The organism is Mycoplasmopsis gallopavonis, from assembly GCF_900660635.1.
Taxonomy (GTDB): Bacteria; Bacillota_I; Bacilli_A; order Mycoplasmatales; family Metamycoplasmataceae; genus Mycoplasmopsis; species Mycoplasmopsis gallopavonis.
Genome location: NZ_LR215031.1, coordinates 86,623 through 110,454, shown reverse-complemented (window position 1 = coordinate 110,454; position 23,832 = coordinate 86,623). Strand labels below are relative to the sequence as shown.

At 26.6% G+C, this 23,832-nt stretch carries 12 protein-coding genes; 9 read left to right on the top strand and 3 right to left on the bottom strand.

The window, feature by feature from the left end:
• Nucleotides 1-4 precede the first annotated feature (4 nt).
• On the bottom strand, nt 5-2,902 hold the full coding sequence (locus tag EXC53_RS00335; protein WP_119572148.1) for an exonuclease domain-containing protein: 2,898 nt from the start codon (nt 2,900-2,902) through the stop codon (nt 5-7).
• A gap of 184 nt (nt 2,903-3,086) precedes the next feature.
• Between EXC53_RS00335 and EXC53_RS00330 the strand changes: the two genes are divergently transcribed.
• Nucleotides 3,087-7,574, top strand: a complete 4,488-nt coding sequence (locus tag EXC53_RS00330; protein WP_119572149.1) for a lipoprotein 17-related variable surface protein — start codon at nt 3,087-3,089, stop codon at nt 7,572-7,574.
• A 273-nt stretch (nt 7,575-7,847) separates the two neighbouring features.
• Here the strand turns inward: EXC53_RS00330 and EXC53_RS00325 are convergent, their stop codons facing one another.
• A complete protein-coding gene (locus tag EXC53_RS00325) occupies nt 7,848-9,122 on the bottom strand; it encodes an IS3 family transposase (RefSeq protein ID WP_129724519.1) in 1,275 nt (424 codons plus the stop codon).
• 149 nt (nt 9,123-9,271) lie between these two features.
• On the opposite strand from EXC53_RS00325, the gene EXC53_RS00315 reads away from it, so the two are divergent.
• Entirely contained in the window at nt 9,272-10,720 is a 1,449-nt protein-coding gene (locus EXC53_RS00315) for an HsdM family class I SAM-dependent methyltransferase (RefSeq protein WP_182806915.1), read from the top strand.
• Nucleotides 10,713-11,420 carry a hypothetical protein gene (locus EXC53_RS00310; protein ID WP_119572154.1) on the top strand — a complete coding sequence of 236 codons (708 nt, stop codon included), beginning with the start codon at nt 10,713-10,715 and terminating at the stop codon, nt 11,418-11,420. The genes EXC53_RS00315 and EXC53_RS00310 overlap by 8 nt, the downstream gene beginning before the upstream one ends.
• A gap of 36 nt (nt 11,421-11,456) precedes the next feature.
• Here the strand turns inward: EXC53_RS00310 and EXC53_RS00305 are convergent, their stop codons facing one another.
• Complete coding sequence (locus EXC53_RS00305; RefSeq protein ID WP_119572153.1) at nt 11,457-16,298, bottom strand: DUF4011 domain-containing protein; 4,842 nt, start codon at nt 16,296-16,298, stop codon at nt 11,457-11,459.
• Nucleotides 16,299-16,550: 252 nt separating this feature from the next.
• Here EXC53_RS00305 and eno point away from each other — a divergent pair, with 252 nt between their 5' ends.
• The 6 genes from eno (at nt 16,551) to EXC53_RS00275 (ending at nt 23,802) form a co-directional block, all read left to right on the top strand.
• Entirely contained in the window at nt 16,551-17,912 is a 1,362-nt protein-coding gene (gene eno / locus EXC53_RS00300) for a phosphopyruvate hydratase (RefSeq protein ID WP_119572152.1), read from the top strand.
• 62 nt (nt 17,913-17,974) lie between these two features.
• Nucleotides 17,975-18,607 carry a hypothetical protein gene (locus EXC53_RS00295; protein ID WP_119572151.1) on the top strand — a complete coding sequence of 211 codons (633 nt, stop codon included), beginning with the start codon at nt 17,975-17,977 and terminating at the stop codon, nt 18,605-18,607.
• A 145-nt stretch (nt 18,608-18,752) separates the two neighbouring features.
• Nucleotides 18,753-19,967 carry an IS3 family transposase gene (locus EXC53_RS00290; RefSeq protein WP_129724513.1) on the top strand — a complete coding sequence of 405 codons (1,215 nt, stop codon included), beginning with the start codon at nt 18,753-18,755 and terminating at the stop codon, nt 19,965-19,967.
• Between the two features lie 50 nt (nt 19,968-20,017).
• Complete coding sequence (locus EXC53_RS00285) at nt 20,018-21,277, top strand: DDE-type integrase/transposase/recombinase (protein WP_129724498.1); 1,260 nt, start codon at nt 20,018-20,020, stop codon at nt 21,275-21,277.
• A 64-nt stretch (nt 21,278-21,341) separates the two neighbouring features.
• Nucleotides 21,342-22,136 (top strand): hypothetical protein, encoded by a 795-nt coding sequence (locus EXC53_RS00280; protein WP_129724517.1) that lies wholly within the window; start codon nt 21,342-21,344, stop codon nt 22,134-22,136.
• 97 nt (nt 22,137-22,233) lie between these two features.
• Nucleotides 22,234-23,802, top strand: a complete 1,569-nt coding sequence (locus EXC53_RS00275; RefSeq protein WP_119572334.1) for a M3 family metallopeptidase — start codon at nt 22,234-22,236, stop codon at nt 23,800-23,802.
• Nucleotides 23,803-23,832: the final 30 nt, after the last annotated feature.

Here is a 23,832-nt window from a genome sequence, read left to right as displayed (position 1 = left end):
AGCTCTATTTTTTCTTTCGACTTTGTTCATTATAATATCTTGCAAATTTAGAATTATTAATATTTTCTTTAACATAATTTAAAAAGTTTTCGAGACTTCCGAATTTAGCAATGACAATTTCGTATAAAGCATGAACATCTGCTAATGCATTATGTGCATTGTATTTAATCTTATATTTATTAGCTAATTCTTCTTGTGAGTTTCCTTTTGGGTTTTTATTCAGATATTTAAATAAATGTCATGTATCAATCATAATAAAATTTTCTGTTTTGAGATTATATCTTGCTAAAATCTTACGAAGAACATGTGAATCAAAGCTCAAGATATTATGCCCAACAATGATATATTCACCATTAAATAAATGATTAATTTCTTTTCAAATTTCCGGAAAAAATGATGCATTTTTAACTTTTTCTTCATCAACATTAGCTATTAATTTGGATTGCAAATTAATAGTTCCACCATCTGGATTAATATATAGATCGTATCAACCAATGAGTGTATTTTTCATAAAAGAAATTAATGCAATTTCAACAGGTGTATCTTGAAAATTTCATGTTTCAAAATCCAGAAATACAATCTTAAAGTTCTTTAAATCTCAGTTTAAAAGAAATTCTTTAGCATTTTTATGCTTCTTAATTTGTAGGGCAAATGTATTCTTAGAAAATAATTCTTTTGAAAAAAACTTATAATTGTTTTCATCACTTAATAAAGTTACTTTTTGTTTCATTTTGAGTAATTTATTAATCTTTTTAATTTGTTGATTTAAATCATTAACAATTAGTTCTAAACTTTCATTTAAACAGCTATCAACAAATTCTGAGTCCAAATTTTTTTGAGCTTCTTGGTTATTTAATTTATTTTGAACAAGAATTTCAATGATCTCATTAACTACTTCATTTGTTAAATCTAATTGATAAGCAATATTATTTCTAAGATTATAAAGAACAAATTTATAGTCTTGATATTTTGAGCTATCCTCTTTATTTGCAAGATATTTATAAATTGCTAACTGTGCAAAATGAAGTGGACTAATATCTTGAACAAATTTAAATTCATAAATAACTTTATTATCATGATCGATTGCATCTATTATTCCAACAAGGGTTGTATTTTCATTATATAAGTGTTCAAAACGAACTTCATATTCTGTATTTGTTGAAAGAAATTGATTTGCAAGAGCAAGTAAAGCTTCGATCTCATATTGACTTATTCAATTTAAACTCTCGTATGGAATTTGAGTTAAAGGAGCAACAATTCCTGTTTTGAGAACATATTGAATTAAAGCTAGATAAAGTAAATTTTGAATTGTGTAATTATTATTTATTAAACTTTCTAAAATTTGCGAAATTTTATTTTTAGTTTCGGAAGAGAGACGAATTCGATCTTTAAAAGATTTTCGATTTTCTCTTCAAGAAATCAAATCATTAAGTTGATGTAGATAGCTTTGAGGATCTTTTTTAATCATTAAAGCGATTGTGACAAGTGAACCTGTTATATAACTAACTTCCTCTTTAATTTCTTTATTTTTGTGTCTAATATAGATTTTAGTATTAATATTTTCAAAATCATGAACAGAAAATTTTGATGCTAGACTTTCAAAAGGTGAAATTTTGATCTTGCTGCGGATATTGTTTTCAATTTGATAATCTAAGAATTTAATTAATTTACTAGCAGAAAGATCGTTAAATTCATCTTTAGGAATTTCCTTAGTATTTTGAAACTCAATTAAATCTTTGTTTCAAAAAATAACAGATTTGTGATTATATAAGCGATTTGGATCGATTCAATTCATTAGCTTAAAATCTTTATCATGAACTAGTCATAATTCTTTTTTAGCTCTTGTTAAAGCAACGTATGAAATATTTGGAGCAAAATCATCGGCAATATCAGTTGCAAAGTGTCTATAAAAACTTTGATCAAAATGGAGTACAAAAACAAAATCTCTTTCTAATCCTTTTGTTTGATGGAATGTAGAAAAAACAACCTTATTCTTCATAAGTTCAGGATCAATTTCCCGATCTAATTCATTATTTGTGTTATAAAAGAAGATGGTTTGAATTCCATTTTCTTTTTCATCTTTTTCAATTAACAATCTTTGTATAGTTTTTGTATTTTTTTCATCAACACTAGGAGATAAGATAAAAACATTTTCTGGACCATAACTTATAATTTTGTTATAAATTATATTCACTATTTTCCAAATGTTGTTGTAATCATTAAATGAGGTTATGTAATAATTTACTTTTGAACTTGCTTGTAAATTTCCGTAAGTAACAATGGGTTTTTGATAAAAAATATCATTAATAAAATTTGCAATATACATTCCGAGTCTATAGCTTTTTTTCAATTGAATTTCTGTTCATTCTCTATTATTTTGAAAAATTTGAGGTGCAAGAGTTAGAAAACGAGAATCTGCACCTAAAAAACCATAAATACATTGCTTTTCATCTCCTAAAACAATTAGTTGATAATCTTGGTTAAGATTATGGCTTAGTGTCTTTTTTAGGAAACTATAGTAAATCGGAGTCAGATCTTGTGATTCATCAATTATGATTAAATCATAATTGATATTGCTATTTAATCTTGGTGATACATCTTGCTTAATAATTTGTATTAAACCTTGATCATCACGAGATTCAATACCATAAGCACGAGTTGCAAAAGCATGAATTGTAATTGCAGAAATGTTGGTTAAACCTCTACTTTGAATTCGTTCATTTGTTTCGTCCATTAATTTTCTATTATATGTAAATAATAAAATTCTTTTTTCTGGAAAAAATTGTGCAATAAGCAAGGAAGTTGTAGTTTTCCCACTTCCGGCAACTGCATTAATTTTAATGTTTTTTCCTTTGTTAATTGCTTCAATTACTTTTAATTGTTCTACTGATGCATTTACCATTTTTTCTCCGTTTCAGTTTCTTGTATCAACATAATTAAAAATATGAAAAAAATACCATTTCAAAGAAAAACCAAGATAAATAGTTGTAATATTTTAATACACTAAACTATCTATACTTATCATATTTTTAAATATTATAAATATAAAAATTAGTTATTTTTAAAAAAGATACGAGGTAATAATAATGAAATTTAAGAAAAGCAAACTACTACTTTTTCCGGTAGTTAGTTCTCCAATTTTAATTGGAACAACAGCAATTACAACAATTAGTGCTACAAATAGTGACGAACAAATTAAATCTAAATTGATGGAATTTGCTAATAATTTCGAATTTAAAGATTTCAAAAACGAAAGATATGACGATTTTGCGTCAGGTTGATTTTTAAATTTTGCTAATTTTTCAAATTCAATAAGTTGAGGAGAAGGAACATTTCCTAATAATGATATTAGTGACGAAAACCCCGACCAACTTAAGTATCTTTACGATGATTATATTAATGATCCTTTTAACTTTTTTATTGAAAAAAATGATTTTATAGTTTCTAAATTAGATTTAAATAATGGTACTTTTAAAATAGCTTTCAAGCTTTCTACTCTAAATAATGGTAAAAAAATCCAAACAGATTGAATAGAGAAAGATATATCCGAAAAAGCGGGTATGACTTGAAAAAAATATTTAGATCTATTATTTGCTTCAAATAGTGAATTAGTTACCAATGGAAAAGGTGCGGGAGCATTATCTAAAACTTATGAAAGTGAAAAAGAAAATATATTACCTTCGTCTGTTAATCAAACAGAACTTTATAAAAATGTTTTGATGAGCGATAGTTTACCAGGTTATTGAGCGGTATTTAATGAGGTAAAGAGTGTGGAATTTAATGATAAAGATGGTACTTATTCATTAAATATTCAGCCAAAATTATATGTCCCTAATGTATTTGATGCAGAATCTTTCCCAAACCCTGCTGCAACATCTGATAAAAGTGTAAATAACACTTTAAAATGAATAACATGAGCAAATAATGATTTCAATAAAATTTCTTATAGAATTACAAAATTAGAGGAAAAAGAAAAAGAATTTATTTCTTCAAAAATAGAACCTGACAAAATAATAGGCGATCATACATTTAAATTAAAATTTAGTGGTTTCAAAACAGAAGCACAAAGATTAAATGAAGAGTGATCAAAAATTCAATCAATAACATTAGGTGATCAAGTTATTTCGAATACAGATAATTCAAACAATTCTATTTCAGAAGCAAAATATATTACTTATGAAGATGCAAAAAAGAAAGAATCTTATAAATCAATTTTAAATTCAAAAATTACAGGGGGAAGTGTTGATTTTGAAGTTATTCCAAACGATAATAATAGATCTATAACTCTTAAATATAAATTAAAATCAAATAGACAAACGGAAGGTAATTTTGAAGGTGATGTTTTCTCAACAAAAGAATCAACTATAACAATTAGTGGTTTTCCAGCTGAAGGAGAACCAATCGTACAACCTCAAAAAAGAACAGAACAAGATGAAATCAATGCTTTAACAGCTGATGAAGTTAATTTTACAGCCGATTCAGAAAAATTAGCTTCTAGTTTCGATTTAACTGATAATAAAAAACCCTCATATACATTAAAGCACCCAACAAATGATGGATATACAAGAACTTTAGAATTTAAAAGTATTTCTGGTTATGATGATGTTTCTGGTAAACTAAAAGTAAAATTTAAAATAGTTTCTACCAAAGGAGAAGAAAAGTTTGAATCTAGTGAAGAACTAGAAAAAGAAATCACAGGATACCAAACAGAAGCTCAAAGATTAAATAAAAAATTAGAGACTATAATAGAAAGTGATTTCCCTCTTAAAGAAGGTAAAACGAAAGAAAACACTTTACCTTCTACTTTAACAACAGAAGATTTTAATCCTAAAAATTATTCAACAGATAATTTTGCTATTAAATTCGATATTGCTAGTCCAATAACTCCGGATGATACAAATGGAACAGCTTCTTTAAAATTTAGATTAGACACAACAAAAACTAAAAATCAACTTTATAGTGGTAGCTACCTAGAAAGCTCAGAAGCAAAAGATCCAACAATTACACCAGTTTCATCAAATACAAAAGATTTAAATACTTCTGGATGATTAACAACAAATAAGAAAAATCAATTAGAAAAAGCAGAATTAAATAATTTATCAGTAACATTTGATTATCCAAATAAATCAACAGTTTTTGCTGATGCAGCAAATAAAGATGATTTTACACATTCTACTACTAGTGATGGTGTAACCGTAGTTATTGATTCTCTTGAAAATGTGGACAAAAAAGCAGGAAGTGTTACAGTAAAATATCATCTAGTAAAAAATGGTCAAAGTTCAGATTCCAAAACTTATGAAGTTAGTGGTTTTAAATCAGAAAAACAAAGATTAGATTCAAAAGAAGATTTTACAGTTACTATTTCAGATAATGGAAAAAGTGATATATTAGCTTCTAGCAGAGATAGCGAAGAAGGTCTTAATGCACTTACTTGAGAAGTTAATCCAAACACAGATCAAGAAATTGTTAATAAAAAGATTGTTGGATACGATGATATTAATGGTGTTTTATGAGTTTCATATCAAGTAAAATCTAAAAAAGATGGTTTAACTGATGTTGAATCAAAAGTATTTACAACATATATTGATGGTTACCAAACAGAAAAACAAAGATTAGACAAAATTGCTTCTAATAATGCAGAGTTACAAGCAAAAACAGAATTAGATAAAAAGTCTAAAAAACCATCATCATGAACATCTACGGATTTAGAAGTTGTAGGAAAAGATGAATTTTCAATTGAAAATAATAATGCTATACCTTCTATCAAGGAACAAATCACAGAAGTTAATGATGATGAAGGAACTTTAAACGCTCAATTTAGTCTAGTTTCTAAAAAACCATATGATTTCTTAGTTAAAAACGTTCCTGACAGCAATGCTGATGGTGTAGAAATGCCTGATGGTTATTCTAAACCTAAGTCTGATGTTAAAGTGGAATCAGATGTTAAAAAAGTATCACTTAATGGTTTTCTTACTAACTTAGAAGAAGCGAAAAATAATTTAAATTCTAAAATAGATAATTTAAAAACAAAAGAAGACTTAGAAGAAAAACAAGCAACTAATTTCAAAAATGAAGTAAATGATTCAGAAACTGATACAGTTGCAAAAGTGCAAGCAATAGAACTTAAAGTTGATAAGCAAGTTCTTAAAAATAAAATTGATAAAGATTACCCTTATTTAAATCCAAAACAAAAACAAGATCTAGCAAATTTAATAGATCAAGCAACTAATATTGAAAAAGCAAATGAGAGTTATAAAAATTATTCTTCTATTAATTTAAAAATGAAGAATTTAACAGAACAAGTACAACAATTTGAATCTTTAATCAAAGATCCAAATAATTTTAAATATACAAGATCAAGTAAAGATTTAAAAGATCAATTCGATAATACACTAGCTAAAGCAAAAGAGTTAATGAGTTCTACAACAAATAATGGTGATGAAGTTTATTTAGTTAATAACCAAAAAGTAAAGAGCTTAGATAATTTAATTGCAGAAATTAACACTCCACATAGCATTAAATATGACTACGATCAATTAAATGGTAAAAGTAAAGATTTAAATCAAGAAATTGAAAATTTCCCATATTTAAATCAACATGAAAAAGATTCATACAAAGCAAGAACAGTTAATGAAGGTGAGCGTGCAATAGAAAATGCTCGTGTAGCAAATAATAAGAAAAAAGAATACTACGATCAAATTCAAAATTTACCTGGATTAGATAAATTTTTAGTAAATCGTTATGAACATCTTTTAATTGATAATACATTTATTGTTGCTGATTATTTAGAAATTCAAAATGAATCACAATTAATTACAGTTTATGATGAAGCTAAAACTGTTTCTGATTATTTATTAGAAATTGTTGAAAAACTTCAACAATACGAACAAACAGGTAATAATCAAGTTCTTGAAAGAATTAATTCAATTATTGATTACTTAGATAAACATGATATTCCAACAAAACATTACCAAAAATTAGTAACAAATATTCAAATTCGTAATTACCTTGAACAAGAAGGTCAAAAATGAAGAGAAAATGACTATTACAGTTCTACTAACCAAATTCGTTATCATGAATTAATTTTAAAAGCAAAAGAATTTAGCAACATAGAGTTTAACCATCCTGTTTTAGCAAGTTTACAAACTAAAGTATTTAATGAAAAAGAACAAAATCTAGTAAAACTTGAAGCTGAAAAAGAATTTTTAGAAGGAATTATTAATAAAGACCTTCGACTATCAGATCAAGAAATCAAAAAACTTGACAAAATAGATTATTCAAAATTAGATTCTATTTTTAACAACTTAGTTTCTTTAAAACATTTTGACAAAAAAGTCTCAAAAGCAGAGTTTGACAAGCGTAAACAAGGATATGAAACAATTATTGCTAAAAACCCAGATCAAGCAAATTTTGTTGAAATTTCCGTAATTAAGAAGATGTTAGAAAATTATAGACCAGACGAAATACTCGCATGACCATGATGACTTGTTCTTGGTCTAATGTCATTAGGTCTAATTAACTTCATTTTCTTTCTTTATAAAAAAATTAAACAAGCAAAAGAAGAACAAAACTAAAATAGCTTAATTTAAAACACATTCTAATGAATGTGTTTTTTATTTAATTATTTATAAAAACTTATTAGATAAATAAAAAGTTTTTACATTGATTACTAAATTGTTTTATTCTTAGAGTTTTGAATAAAAATATAAGAAATAAGCTAGGGTTGTACTTTTGAAATACATAGAATATATTATTGGATGTATAAAAGAGAAAAAGCGAAAAAATAAGCACAAAAACATTCAAAAATGTCTTTATGTAAACTGGGACACGAAAAGTGGACAAAAAGTTTAATTTACTAAAACACCTCAACACTCTTGAGGTGTTTTTCAATTTAATACTGATTGAATTCTTTCGTTGTTGTATCAAAACACAAAATCATCAATCAGTGATTTTAATTCATTAAAATTTATTTTTGTAATATCGATTAATTTTAAACATTCTGATTTTAAAATTGAAAAGAAATATTCTGCTTCTCTATTATCTAAAGAATTTCCTACTCTACCCATTGATACAACACCATTGTTTTTCTGAATTAAATCTACATAAGTTTTTGAAGAATATTGGAAACCATGATCAGAATGAGCTATTCATTTTTTATCCATTTTGATTTTAGACATATGTTCCATTACTAGTTCTAAATCATTTCTTTTTGAAAGATTATAATTAACAACAAATTTGCTTTTGTGATCAATCGCAACAGATAAAAATACAAAATTGTTTAAGCAATCTTTTGGTGCAGAAATATAAGTAACATCAGTGGCAATTATTTGGTTTGTCTCTCCGTGATAATCACGATTAACAAGATCTATAAATTTTACGTTTGTGTTCTTTTGTTCTCTATCTATTTTCTTTCTTCTGATTAAACAAAATAAGTTTAATCTTCTCATCGCTCTACCAATAGTCCTATAATTTAGATCTATTTGGAATTTTGTTCTAATATAACTTTCCAATCTTTTTCTACCAAACAAACCCTTATTTTTCTTAAATGACTTAATTATTAATTCATCATATTTAGTATTTACAGATTTTTTTCTTGTTTGCTGCTCTTTAGTTTTTAGATTGTGAATTGTTGACTTAGATTTATTAAAGCATAGGCCCAATTTTCTTGTAGAAAGTGAAGATTTCTTAATTTTAGAAATATCAACTTCAATATTATTTCTATCAAAAGAGTCTTTATAAATTTCTAAAATTTCAATCAATTGTTCCTTAGGCATTTTTTCTCATTCCTTTTTTACAATTTCAATAGGAGTAATTTTTTGCCTTTTTGGTCTACCTGACCCTTTACCTTTTTTAGATGATTTACCTGTTTGCGATTCTATATTTATCATTCCTAAATTATATCTGTTATACTTGAAGACAAAATATTTTTTAGCCTCATTGAATTTTCTATCAAAAAAACTAAAACCTCTGATTGAATAATATTTAAGTTCAAAATCATTTTTTGATATCAAATTATTTTTGTAATCTTCATAGCTACCGAATAGTTCTAATCATTCATGTGCCTTTAATTGTCTCATAATACCTCCTAAATATATAAAAACACGAAATATGGATGTGTCCATATTTCGTGTCCCAGTTTAATGCTTATTTATATTTACTTTATTAAATTAATTAAAATGTAAAATTAAATAGAAAGTGATATATTTACTTTGATAATAGTTTATTACATCGAATAATATATTCTATGCAAAATTAAGAGTGGAGATTCAAAATGAGCGAAAATAATATCTCTAAAAATAAATCTTTTGGTAGAGTTTATACCCCTGATTATATTGTTAATAATATACTTAATCTTTCCGGTTATATTCTAGGCAATATATCCAAAAAACATGTTATTGATAATAGCTGTGGTGATGGAGCTTTTTTACAAGAAATAGTCAAAAGATATTGTGAAGATTTTTTAAAACACAATCACAACAAAATGGTTCTAAAAGCAGAATTAGAAGAATTTATTCACGGAATTGAAATTGATCAAGAGGAGGTTCTTAAATGTAAAAGTAATCTTGATCAGATTACAAAAGAATACGGAATAGAAAAAGTTAATTGAGATATTTTATGTGCTGACTCATTAATGGTAGATAAATTTAACAATAAAATGGATTTTGTTCTTGGTAATCCCCCTTATATTCGTATTCATAATTTAGGAAATTCATATCATTTGGTAAAAAAATTTAATTTTGCTAAAACAGGAATGACTGATTTATATTTAGTGTTTTATGAGCTAGGAATTAGTATGCTTAATGAATCAGGGATTCTTGGTTATATTACTCCAAGCTCTTATTTTAATAGTGTAGCAGCAAAGGAAATGCGAAAATATTTAGTTACAAATAATTTAATTGAAAAAATAGTAGATTTACAGCATTTTCAACCTTTTAAAGCGACAACTTATACAACTATTACTATTTTAAATAAGCAAAAAATTCACAAAAATACAGAATACTATCAATATGATAAAGCTAATTTAAAACCCAATTATATTCACAATTTATCTATTGAAGATTTTTATCTCAACTCTTTCTTTTATTTTGCTAAAAAAGAGGATTTAACTTTTTTAAAAAAGATCTTATTAAATAAGCAAGAATCAGATATTTTTGTAAAAAATGGATACGCAACATTAAAAGATAATTTTTTTGTTTCGGATTTTAATTTTTCATCAAAATACATAATTCCAGTAATTAAAGCATCCAAAGGTATTTTCAAACAAATCTTCTATCCTTATGATCAAGAAGGGAATCTTATTTCAATTGATCAATTAGCAAAAGAACCAATTCTTTATGATTATTTACTTAATCATAAAGAAGCTTTACTCAAAAGAGCTAATGAAAAAAATTCGGAAAAATATTGATATGCATTCGGAAGAAGCCAAGGAATCTTAGATACCTATAAAAATAAAGTAGCAATCAATACTTTAGCTCAAAATTTAAAGGACTTAAAAATAATTAATTGTCCTTCTGGGACGGGTGTTTATGCAGGACTTTATATAATTAGTGCTTCAAAAGGATACGAAGAAATCAAAAAGGCATTATATAGAGAAGAATTTATAAAATATATTGCTTTATTAGGTAAATATAGAAATGGTGGATATTACACATTTTCATCAAAAGACCTCAAAGCTTATTTGGATTATTTTTTCAGAGCAAAGGAAATCGAAAATGAATAATGAAGAATTTTTAAAAGTACTTGAAGAATCATTTCTAACATATTTAAAAACAAGTGCTCGAAGCAATCAAAAACTCATTGTTTTACATAGTGCAATTGCAAGGGATTTAATAACAAAATTAAATGATGATATTTATTCGATTTCTTCTTTAGGTTACGGAGAAGGTAAAGAATCAAAAATAGAAGGAAGATATTTTGATAAATTAGTTGATATAACTATTTTCGAAAATAATAAACCAATTGCAGGAATTTCTGTTAAGTTTATTATGAGCAATTATTTACAAAATTCTAATAATTATTTTGAGACCATGATGGGTGAAACGGCTAACATTCGTTCAGCTGAAATAGCTTATTTTCAAGTTTTTATTATCCCTAGATCTCTTCCTTATTTCGATAAGACAAACAATATTCAAAAATGAGAAGAAGTAACTGCTGAAAGATTAAAGAAGTATATTAAATTATCAGAAGATAATAAAAACATTTGAATGCATATACCAAACAAAACATTAGTCTTTATTGTCGATATTGAAAATAATTTTATGAGCATTCCTAAAAATAAAGAAGAATATCAAAGCATGTATACTACTAATAAATTTAAGTTTACAATATCCAACTTAAATTTAAATTTTGAAAAGAATATCATTTACAATGATTACGACAAATTTATTGCAAAAGTAGTCAATATAATTAAAGGGTGATAAAAAACCTTATCCATTTAGTTTTGGATAAGGTTTTTGTTATTTAATTTTAAGTACTTTATCATCTAAAGTTACTTTGTTCTCATTAACTAAGTAATTAATTGCTTCATCAATTAAAGCTTTAAGTTTTGGTGTAACAGTACTATATAAGCAATAATCAGCAAATTGTTTATAAAGAGCATCAATTGTTGTTTCTTTAACAAATGTTAAAATTTTGTAAATTCCAGAAGCTATCTCTAAATATGAAATACTTGGAATTTTCCGTTTAGTTTCTTCGCTAACTGTTTTTCTGAACTCAATTTCAATTCCTGGTGTGCTATCAAAGATAAAATCATCTTTGATAGCGATTGTATCATCTAGCATTACTAATGTATTTAAAATGGTATTAAATTCAGTTTTTAATGATTTTGTTAAACTTGGTTTTTCAAAAATCATTGGAGATAATTTAATTACATCATCAACAAGAACAGGTGCCAGAGCTTTAATAATTCCTGTAATATAAGCTTGCTTGTTTACGAAATTCTTTGGATCAATTTCATTAACATTAGGATAATCTTTGAAAATTTCATTTAAAGAAACCTCTTGACGCTTTTCGTGAACAACAGGAATTTCATTTACTATTGTCTCTTTAGTTTCGTCTTCTTTTTCTTCTGCTGTTTGTTTGTTGATTAATTCAAGTTTTTTTGAATTTGCAATTGATTCTTTTTTAGAATTTTTCTTTTGTTGTGCTTTGAATTTGTTATCTTCAATTGCTTTTTTAATAAAGTTATCAAGTTGAATTACTTGTTGTTCTTTATTTTTAAATCAGTCAGTTGATCAAATTCTATATACTTGTCATCCACGCATTTCAAGAACTTCTTCTCTTAAACGATCACGATCACGAGCAGATTTTGAAGATTGATATGTTGCTCCGTCACATTCGATTCCAACTACAAATTTATCTCTGTTTTCTGGATCAACAATTGCAAGATCAATTTTATATCCTGAATTTCCAACATTCATTTTAACTTCATAACCTAATTTTTGAAGTTCATTAAGAACACTTTTTTCAAAACCTGCTTCAAATAATTGTTTTGCTTTTTCTTGATTTGAAACAACTTTTTTACTTTCTCCGTACTCTGCGAAAAGAAGATATTGTTTAAGGAATCTAACTCCACGAGCTTCGGTTTTGTTTAAATCAATATCATCTTGAGTAATTGAGCTAACTAAAATGGTACATTCTTTAGCTCTAGTTGTTGCAACATTTAAACGCTTGTAACCTTGTTGTTGGTTAATTGGTCCGAATCTCATTGCAAAGTGACCTTTTTCATTTGGTCCATAACAAATACTCATGATAATAATATCTCTTTCGTCCCCTTGAACAGTTTCGATATTTTTAACAAAAAATGGATCTTTTAATTCACGACTAAAGAAAGGTTCAAGCGAAGAATCTGTTCTTCTTAATTTATTTAATTTTTGTTCAATTAAAACTTGTTGTTTTTTGTTGAATGAAACAACCCCTACACTTTTGGTGGTTCCGTATTTTTCATAAATAGTTTTAATTAATTTAACAATAGTTTCTGCTTCCACTTCGTTTTGATTGTTAACAAAGTGTCCATCAACTTTCATAAACTGAATACCTTCAAAAGATTTAGGTTTACGAAGTGAAGGGAAGGTAATTAAGTTATCATTGTAAATTTCAACATTTGAAGGAAGAATTAATTCTTCAAATTTACTACGGTAGTGTCATTTTAAACGAATTGTTGGTAAGAAACCTTTTGCGGCATTAAGAATTGATTCATAATCATCTGTTTCACCACGTTCATCCTCTTGTAAAGCTTCATCAGCTCCGTCTGCATTGAAAAAGTTAGTTGGAGGTAATTGATGTTCATCACCAACGATAATATGTTGATTTGCTCTAAATAAAGCTCCAACTGCATTTTCTGGGAAAACCTGTGAGGCCTCATCGAAAATTACTGTATCAAAAGTGATTGGACTTGTTTTTAAGAATGAACTAACAGTTAATGGTGACATCATTAAACAAGGTTTAATCATTAAAATTAATTCAGGAATTCTTTCAAAAAGAAGTCTAAATGGCATTGTCCGACGATCTTTGGTAGCTTCTCTTGCAAGAATTTTCACACTAGCATTTAATCCTTCAATAGAATTGAGGTTTGGTAAGTTTTTATAAAGATTTTGAGTTACTTTTAATTCAGCAATTTTTTGAATTTCTTTTTCAACTTCTCCAAATTCTTCTTTCATAACTTGGATTGCTTCACCGTTATACCCGAAGTTTAAATCACTTTCTTCAAGATAATGTTCAATTAATAATGCATAAAATCTTTTTAGGAAAATTTCGTAGTAATTATCACGGATCTTACTTTCAAGTAATAAATCTGCAAATTCTTTTAAACCACTCTTAGAAACTTCGATGTATGCAGTGATAAATTCTGAGTAAGCACTTAAAGAATTAAAGTGAGAAATATAAGTTGAAATGTTGAGTTTTAACATTTTTAAAGAAAGATTATCAAAAGTCACTTTGTCTTTATCAAAGTAAGATTGAATTTCATCGAATTGCTCTAAAACATTACGTGCTTTTTGAACACTTTCATCAATAATTGGGAAGATGTTATCTTTATTAAATACTCAGCTAATTGCAAGCGATACAGAGTCGTTATTATAGAAAAGAACATCTTTTGATAAGTGAATAAATTTTTGGTATCACTTAAGATCGTATAATGCATTTTCAATATCATTTAAAGTTGCTAAGTTTTTAGTGTAAGTTACACGTTGTGAGAGTAATTCAAGATTTTTCATTTTTTCTTGAATATCACGAATAAATTTAACTTCTTGTAATAACTCTTCATAAGTTGGTTTAGATTCATGACGATAAATATCAAGATCATTTTTGATTTTCTTTCATTCGCTTGAAAAAGTTCTTTTAACTCCGCTATCTAATTTTTCAAGAACTAAGTAGTTACGATCGGCTTGGAAGTTATTTAAAACTTCTAGTTTATACTTCTTAGATAATTGAAGTTTTGAACCTTCAATTGTTTTGAATTCAATTAAGATATCTTCAAGAATGTTGATTTCTTGTGGTAATTCATAAATTCTCTTAATTCTTTCATCAACTGTTTTAGCGTTACGAATGTGATCAAGTAGAGCAACTAAGTTTTTTAATGTCTCAATAAATGGTGCATTATCTTTAAAGTAAATATGCATTCTATTTTTGACATTTAATTCAAGATATTGTTCTAAGTTTTTTAAATCTTTTTGAACACTATTTAGAAGATTTTTAAAATGTTCTTTTTCTCTTGTTGAGTGCACTTCCTTAAAAAATCCATATCATGGATTTGCTTTAAAATCAACATCAATGTTATTAACTTTATTTTGTAAGGTTTCAATTTTCTTTTGTAAGTCAAAGAGTTGATCTTGATCAATATTTTGAACATCTTCGATATCAAAGAAAATATCTTGAATCTTGTCTTTTTGAGCAAATAAACCATAAAGTTCATAAAGGCTATGATTTAAAGGTTTACGAATTTCTAAAATTTTTGCATAATAATCATTTAAATCTGCCTTAGTATTTTTATATCTATGAATTTTATCTTGTGCATAAAATTGCGGAACTGTTGGAATGTCCTCTGTTCCTTTTAATAAAGTTGAATACAGATCTTTTACAATTCCTTTTTTATCAAAATCACTATCATGAATAGGAAGAGCAAAAGCACCTAATCCAATTTTGTTTAAGTTTCTTCAAACAACATCAAGAGCTGCTTTCTTTTCGGCTACGAATAAAACTTTTTTACCACGAGCAATTAATTCAGTAATTATGTTTGTAATTGTTTGAGATTTCCCTGTACCAGGAGGACCTTCAAGTACAAAACTTTTTCCTAAAATCGCAGACTGAATTGCTGCTTCTTGTGAAGAATCGGCATCAAGTTTATGGAAATAATTTTTAGGATCAATATATTCATCAACTTGGGATTCACGAACTAAGTCATTATCAGCAATTTGTTGTTTTTTTGAAGTTAATTTTTGATAAAAATCACTAGCTAAAATTTTCTTTTCATTATCTTCAAGGTCTTTAACTAAATTGATTTTAGTAAAACTAAATGTAGCAAGTTCTAAATGATCAAGAACTTCTCATCTTTTATCTGAAAATTTAGTTAATGCTTCTTCAATTTTTGCTTTGTATTGTTGATATACTTCATAAATTGTTGCATCTTCTTTAATTTCAGGAAATTCTAAATCTAATCCATAATCAACTTTCATTTTTCTAATTAAAGCATGATTAATTAAAAGTTCATCATCAATTAATTTTGCTTCAAATGCAGCATCAAATGATTTTTGACTTAATTCAGCATTCATGAACATCAATGGTGCATAAAGTGCTCTTTTACTTCCTGGTTCGTCATATCATTTAAGATAACCGATTGCAAAAAATAAAACATCAACAGCATTTTCTTCTTTAAAAAATGTTGCAGTTTTCATTAAATGTCTTAAAAACTGAGTTTGTTTAGGACCGCTAAGGTTTGTAAATAATTCATTTTTATGTTTATTAGAACGTTTGTTTTTGTATGCTTCAATAATTGGAGCAAGTTCATCACTTTCATAAAAATCTTTTTTAGCAATTGTTTGTCCTAAAACTTTAATTTCTTCTTTTCTTGTTCGTTTAAGAGTTTGTTCTTCATCTTCAAGATCATCATCGTTGTGATCAAAAAGACGTGCAAAATATGTAGAACGTGCAGGTACTATTTTTTCAAAAAAAGTTTTTAAATCAGGTGAAATAATTTGAATTGTTCCTGACTTATTGCTTTTGTGATTTAAAGCTTTGTTGTTCAAAGATAAATCAAGAAGCTTTTCTTTTCAACGGTTTAAAGTAACAGCGTTTTTAGCCATAATTACCCCTTTTATACTTAGTATTTATATTTAAATTATAATTTTTTTATTTTAATTTTTACTAAACTAAATATAAAAAAATAAACAATAAAAAAGAGCTTAGAAACTATCTAATCAATCTTTAAACAAATAAAAAAATTTCATAATTTAATTGAAAAAAAGTTTAAAATTTAAGCGTTATTAAAATTAAATGTTTTTAGAGTAACAAAATTACTTATATTTTAAGAATTTAGACAAAACAAGGAGAATAAAATGTCAGCAATTAAAAAAATTCACGCACGTGAAGTTTTAGACTCACGTGGTAACCCAACAGTTCAAGTTGAAGTTTATACAGAAGCTGGTGCTTATGGATCAGCTATGGTTCCATCAGGTGCTTCAACAGGAACAAGAGAAGCTCTTGAACTTAGAGATAAAGGAACAAAATACGAATCAAACTGATTCGGTGGAAAAGGTGTTATGACAGCTGTTGATCACGTTAACAACGATATTGCACCTGAATTAGAAGGTTTCGAAGTTACAGATCAACGTAAAATTGATTTAAGAATGATTAAGTTAGATGGAACACCAAACAAAGAAAAATTTGGGGCTAACGCTATTTTAGGAGTTTCATTAGCAGTTGCTCGTGCGGCAGCAAATGAACTTGATTTACCACTTTACAAATATTTAGGTGGATTCAATGGACATCAATTACCAGTTCCAATGTTAAATGTTATTAACGGTGGAGAACACGCATCAAACACAATCGACTTCCAAGAATTTATGATTATGCCAGTTGGTGCTAAAACATTTAGAGAATCATTACAAATGGCTAACTTTGTATTTCACAATTTAGCTAAATTACTTAAAAAAGCAGGACATGGTGTTCAAGTTGGTGATGAAGGTGGATTTGCTCCTGATTTCAAATCACACGAAGAAGCTTTAGACTTTTTAGTAGAAGCTATCAAAGCTGCAGGTTATGTACCAGCTAAAGAAGGTGAAAAAGCTGTTGCTATTGCTATGGACTGTGCTTCAAGTGAATTATATGATGGAAAAGTTTATACATTCGGAAAACTTAAAAAAGCTATTGAAGAAAAACGTCCAGGATTTGAAAACCTTACAGATGTTAAATTAACATATACATCAGAAGAAATGGGTGAATACCTTAAAGGTTTAGTAAATAAATACCCAATTATTTCTATCGAAGATGGTTTTGCAGAAGGTGACTGAGAAGGATTTGAAAGATTTACAGCTGAAATGGGTGATAAATTACAAATCGTTGGAGATGACTTAACAGTTACAAACACAGCAATTCTTAAAAGAGCTATTGAAGAAAAAGCAATGAACTCAATTTTAATTAAAGTTAACCAAATCGGTTCATTAACAGAAACATTTGATGCTATTCAAATGGCTCAAAAAGCAAATATGACAGCTGTTGTTTCACACCGTTCAGGAGAAACAGAAGATACAACAATTGCTGATATTGCAGTAGCTATGAATGCAGGACAAATTAAAACAGGTTCAATGTCAAGAACAGATCGTATTGCTAAATACAACCGTTTATTAGCTATTGAAGAAGAATTAGGTTCATCAGCAGAATTTAAAGGTATCAAATCATTCTACAATATTGTTAAATAATTAATCGAAATAATTTAAAACAAAAACCTAATTGGTTTTTGTTTTTTATTTATAATTTAGATATGAAAAAATCATTATTTAAATTTTTAGGTTTAGTTTCGCCTTTTGCGTTAGTTCCTGCTGTTGCTATTAGTTGCAATGATCCTGTTTCAAAATCAAAACCTCAACCAGAGCAACCTCAACCAGAGCAACCTCAACCAGAGCAACCTCAACCAGAGCAACCTCAACCAGAAAGCAATCACATTACAATTAACTTTTCAGTAAAAGCGAATGTTGATAATCCTTTAGAAATGGGTGAGGAATCAATTGAAATGGTAAAATCTACTGAAAAATTTTTAGAAACTATTTTTAGTGATAATTTAGAAAATAAAGAAATTACAATATCTTATATTATCAAAGAAGATGAAGGCGAAAAACAAGGTCAAATTCAAATCACACAAGAAATGACAAGTATTATTTCTTCTTTCTTCCATATCAATGATTTAGTTAATAATAAAGAGCTTTTTCAAACACAATTATTAAAACAAAAAGAAGAAAATCTTAAAGAAATAGCAAAAGTTCAAGAATTTATGAATAAATGAAAAACTTCTCAATCAAATCAAGCTAAAAACGAAATTAGATTATTTTGAACAACAAGATCAACAATTATTAAAGCTATGATTTTAAGTTTAGGTATGATTCCAGAAATGCCTTAAAAACCAAAATACACTAATAATCAAATTAATTGTATTATTAGTGTATTTTTTCATATTTATCTAGAAAAGACGCAAAAAACTTCTAAATCAGGATAAAAAAATTAGACACATTAAACTAGGACAATAAAAATTAACATTCCTTCGAATGTTAATTTTTTATATTTTTAAAGGAGAAAAAATGGGAAAACATTTTACAGAAGAACAAGAAAAAGAAATTTATAATACATTTTTTCAATTAGGTAAAAAGGATGCGATTGAACTGATGTATAAATATGGTGCAAAAGCAAAAGATAAATATGTGAAAGCGAGATTACGAAGAATATTAAAACATTATAATTTTAATATGAATAAAAAACCAAGAAAGCCTGGAACCGGTAGGTCAAGAAAAGCGAAAGAACAAGATATAAATTGAGACATTTTTACACGAGAAGATTTAATTGAAATTGCAAAAAGATATAGAGAAATTACAAAAGATAAATTTAAAACAGAAAAAGTTCAAGAGGCATCACATATTAATATGGCTTCGTATAAACTTGCTATTTTGTTGTATCTTTGTAGACAAACAATATCCAAACATAAAAGAAATAATTTTGCTCCTAGAATTAAATCCAGAAAAATAAAGTACCAAGACTTGATTATTGATTCATTTAAACAAAATAGATCTAAATATGGTAGACAAAAATTAAAATATTTTATCTTAAAGCACTATAAAATAGACATAAACGAAAGAACTCTGGGAAGATATATGAATGCCTTAGGTTTATTTTGCAATGTCAGAAAAAGAAAAAAACTAAAAGAAGTAAAGAATACATCTGTCATAAAAGAAAACATTGTTAATAGAGATTATAATGATGTATATAACAGAAATATATATGCTACTGATGTAACATATCTTCCAGCGACAAAAGATGCAATAAACAATAATGTTTATCTTTCAGTAGTAATTAAACATAAAACTAAAGAAATAATTAGTTTTTCTCTTTCTAAATTTAATGATTCCAAATTAATTTACAAAACATTTGAAAATGTTGATTTTGAAAAAAGTTTTATATTACATTCAGATCATTGCTCAACTTATACATCTGATGATTTTTCTCGTTTTATTCAAAATAAAGGTGGAATAATTTCACTTTCAAAAGTAGGAAATAGTTTAGATAATAGAGTTGTGGAATATTGATTTTCAAATTTAAAAACTGAATTAATTAGAGATTTAAATATCAAAGCTATGACTTTGAGTGAACTAGAAAAAGTGATATCTAATTATGTTCATTGATACAATAAATTTAGAATTCAATCATGTTTGAATTGAAAAACCCCATACGAATATAGTATGGGGCTATCCAATTTGATAAATTGTTAATTTTTTCTGTCCTAGTTTACATTCCAAAAAGAAAGGAGTGTGTCTTTTTTATGCGTTTAAAACAATTTACAAAAGAACAAAAATTAAAATATATCCACATTTACCAAAAAGAAGGTTTTGAAATAGCGATTATAACTTTTGTTGAAGATTTTTGAGAAAGATATCAAATCATAAAACAAAGAAAAGAGGGTAAGCATGAAAATCCTTATAGAAGAGCGAAAGCTTTATTAAAGAGTTGGATAAAAATATATAATTTCAACATGAATAATTTAGAAAGTAAATCAGGTAAAAGTAAAAAACCTAACTCAGGAAGAAGAAAAAGAGTTAGCATCAATGAATTGTGTGAGGAAGATAGAGATCTTTATCAGGATATTATGGAAGAAATTTTGGAAGAAAGAGGAGTAAAACAACAAGAAATTTTTGAAAAAATTAGAAAAAGAAAAGAAGAAAAAAGTAAACAATTTAGAAATATTTCAAAAATTTCATTAGTTTTGAAATTAAATCGAACTTCTTTTTATTACTCTTATTCTAAGAAAGAAAAAATTGACAAAAAGAAATATATTGATCATGAATTAATTAATTGAATTAATTTAGAAGCTAAAAATTCTAATTTTGTTATAGGAAGAGATAAACTTTATCAAAAATACTTATTAACGCACCAAAAAAGAATTTCTTCATATTTATTTAGACTAAATTATGAATTTAATCAATATAAATCAAGAGCATATCAAAAGAAAAAATCAAAGAAAAACAAAGAGGTAAAATTCTCTAGAATCTGAGCATCAGATTTAGTTCAAGGAAATTTTAAATCAAATTATTTTGGTGAAAAATTACATGCAGATATTAAATTTATTAAAACAAAAGAAGGAATGAGATTTCTTCATGTTATCACCGAAACTTTTAGTAACACTGTTTTAAATTGAACTTTATCGGATATAAGAGATTCTGCATCTACTATAAAGCTTGTTCAAGATACTCTTGATAAACATCAAATCAAACCTACTATTTTTCATTCAGATCACGGAATTGAATATGCAAATTTTGCCTTTTCTAAATTTTTAAAAAATGTAAATACTAAACAATCAATGTCTCCAAAAGGTAATTCATTAGCAAATAGACCTTCCGAATTTATTTTTGCATTAATTCAAAGAGAATTATTAGATTTTTATGAAACTGATAAAATGTTAGATAGCGAAGTGAATTTAATCATATCTAAATATTTTTCTTGATATAACCTCGAAAGACCTCAATCAAATTTAAATTGAAAAACGCCGCATGGTTTTTTAACACATGCGACGTTAAGTGTCTAATTTATTTATCCTAATATAACGCAAAAAACTTCCTTTTTTTTTTTTTTATAAAATAAAAATTGAGATGAAGAAAATTTGATTAAAATGAATTTTGATGTCACCATCAGTTAGTATCTTGCCATTAATGGCTTTAAGTTGTAATCAGAAAAAACCAAAAGAAGAAAAAACTAATCCAAATACAAATGTAAATAAAGATCAACCTAAGAATATAGAAAACCCTGAAACAAGCAACTCAGAAACAAGCAACTCAGAAACAAGCAACTCAGAAACAAGCAACTCAGAAACAAGCAACTCAGAAACAAGCAGCTCAGAAACAAGCAGCTCAGAAACAAGCAGCTCAGAAACAAGCAGCTCAGAAACAAGCAGCTCAGAAACAAGTTCTCATAACTTAGGTAGTAGAAGAGAAATTTCTTTAAAAATAGGTCCTAGTACAGAACCGGAAGTTTTAGGAAGTGAAATTGAGAGAATTCTTCTTTTCGAAAAAGAAATTATAGGATTAATGCTAGGTTTACCAAATGCAAAAATAGTTATTATAGTTTCAATTCACAGTAAAAAGGAAGGTGAAACAAAAGTTACAACTAAAACCATTGTTGTTGATCTAAAAACAATCAATACAATTATGAAATTTTATAAATATACAAATATGGCAATTGATAAAATTAAAGTTAGAAAACAATTAGAGAAAAAAGAAGCTGAATATCAAGAAGAAAAATCAAAAATCAGAAAATTAATTGAAAGTATAAAAACAGGAGTTCGTGAAAAAGTTCGTAAACAATTACTTTTAATTTACAAAATTAAAATTCTTGCACTCAAACCTTTAATTGCGATTTTAACAGGTATTAACAATTTGGTTAATTAATCAAAATTAATAGCACATTCTAATAACACTTAGAATGTGCTTTTTCAATGAAGTCAATTTTACAAAACAAAGAAAAGTTTTTTATAATTAGTTTGTTATGAAAAAATTTATCCAATTTAATAATTACCAAGAAATACCTAATGAATATAAATGAGATTTAGACTCAATCTTAGAAAATCATAGTTTTGATTATTGATTAAATCTTTATGAAGATTTATTTAAAAAACGAATTGCAATTAAAGATTTTAAATATAAAGATTTTGAAACTTATCTTCAAGATTGCAAGCTCAACGATGAGCTAACAGAAGTATTTTTCAAATTACACAATTATGTTTCCAACAATTTAAATACCGATTTAACCAACCCGTTTTGAATTGAATTAAATTCACGTCTTAGTTCATTAAACAACAAATTAAGCTTAGAATTCGGTTCAGAGAAAAATCGTTTCTTTGCAAATATCGAAATTATGAAAGAGTGAAAAAACGACCCTAGACTAAGTATTTATAAAAAGGATATTGAAAATTTAATTGAAAGCGAAAAACATCAATTAAGTAAAGAAGTTGAAGAATATCTTTTAACTCAAATACCGTTAAATAATCGTGCTCAAAAAATTTTTAGTTTGTTAACTAATGGAGAGCTAGATTTTCATGATGTAGTTTTAGATAATGGTAAAAAAGCAGCTTTAAATGCAATTACTTATAAAAAATTATTAAAGAATCCAAGTGCAAAAGTTCGTAAGCAAGCTTACCAAAATTTTGCTAATGCTTACTTAAAGCACAAAGGAGTTTTATCAGAACTTTTATATCAAAATTTCAAAGAATATCAGCTTGAAGCTAAATTAAGAAATTATTCTAATACAATTGAATTTTTAACTTTTGAAGATCGTTTTAATGAAGAATTACTTTTAAATTTATATTCAAAAGTAATTCAAAATAGTACAAAACTTAATAAATATTTTAAGTATAAAAAGAAATTTTATAAACTTCGTTATAAGAATGCGGCGCAAAAATGAGATGGTGCAAGAGAACTTTTAGAAGTTAAGTCAAGTTACACAATTGAAGAAGCAAAAAACATCGTCAAAGAAGCTTTAAAACCACTTGGTAAAGAGTACAATGACCAAATTGAGCAAGCACTAAATGAAAAGTGAGTCGACTTTTTAAGTGCTAAAACCAAGCGTGGTGGAGCTTACTCAATTGGTGCAAGTTACGGAATTAAGAAAAAACATATTTTAATGAACTTTGCAGGTGATCTAAGGAGTGTAGGAACATTAGCTCATGAATTGGGTCATTCAATGCATTCTTATTTCTCTGATAAAACGCAAACAATCAATAATAGTCAATACCCAATTTTTCTTGCTGAAATTGCGTCTGTTTTTAATGAATTAATGCTTTATGATTATTTATTAACTCATACTACAGATAAAAAAGCACGCTTTGTTTTACTTGACAATTTAATTACTAATTTTATTAATACAATTGTTAAACAAACGGAGTGATCAAACTATGAATATGCATTTTTAAAAGCACTTGAAAATGATCTTCCAATGAATAATTGACAAGCAATTAGTCAACTTTATTATGAAAATCACTTGAAATATACATATGATAAAAAAACAAAATATCATGAACAAGATTTAATCCTGAGTTTCCAAGTTGAGACGCTATAAAAAACGAATACATCTATAAATAAGGTGTAT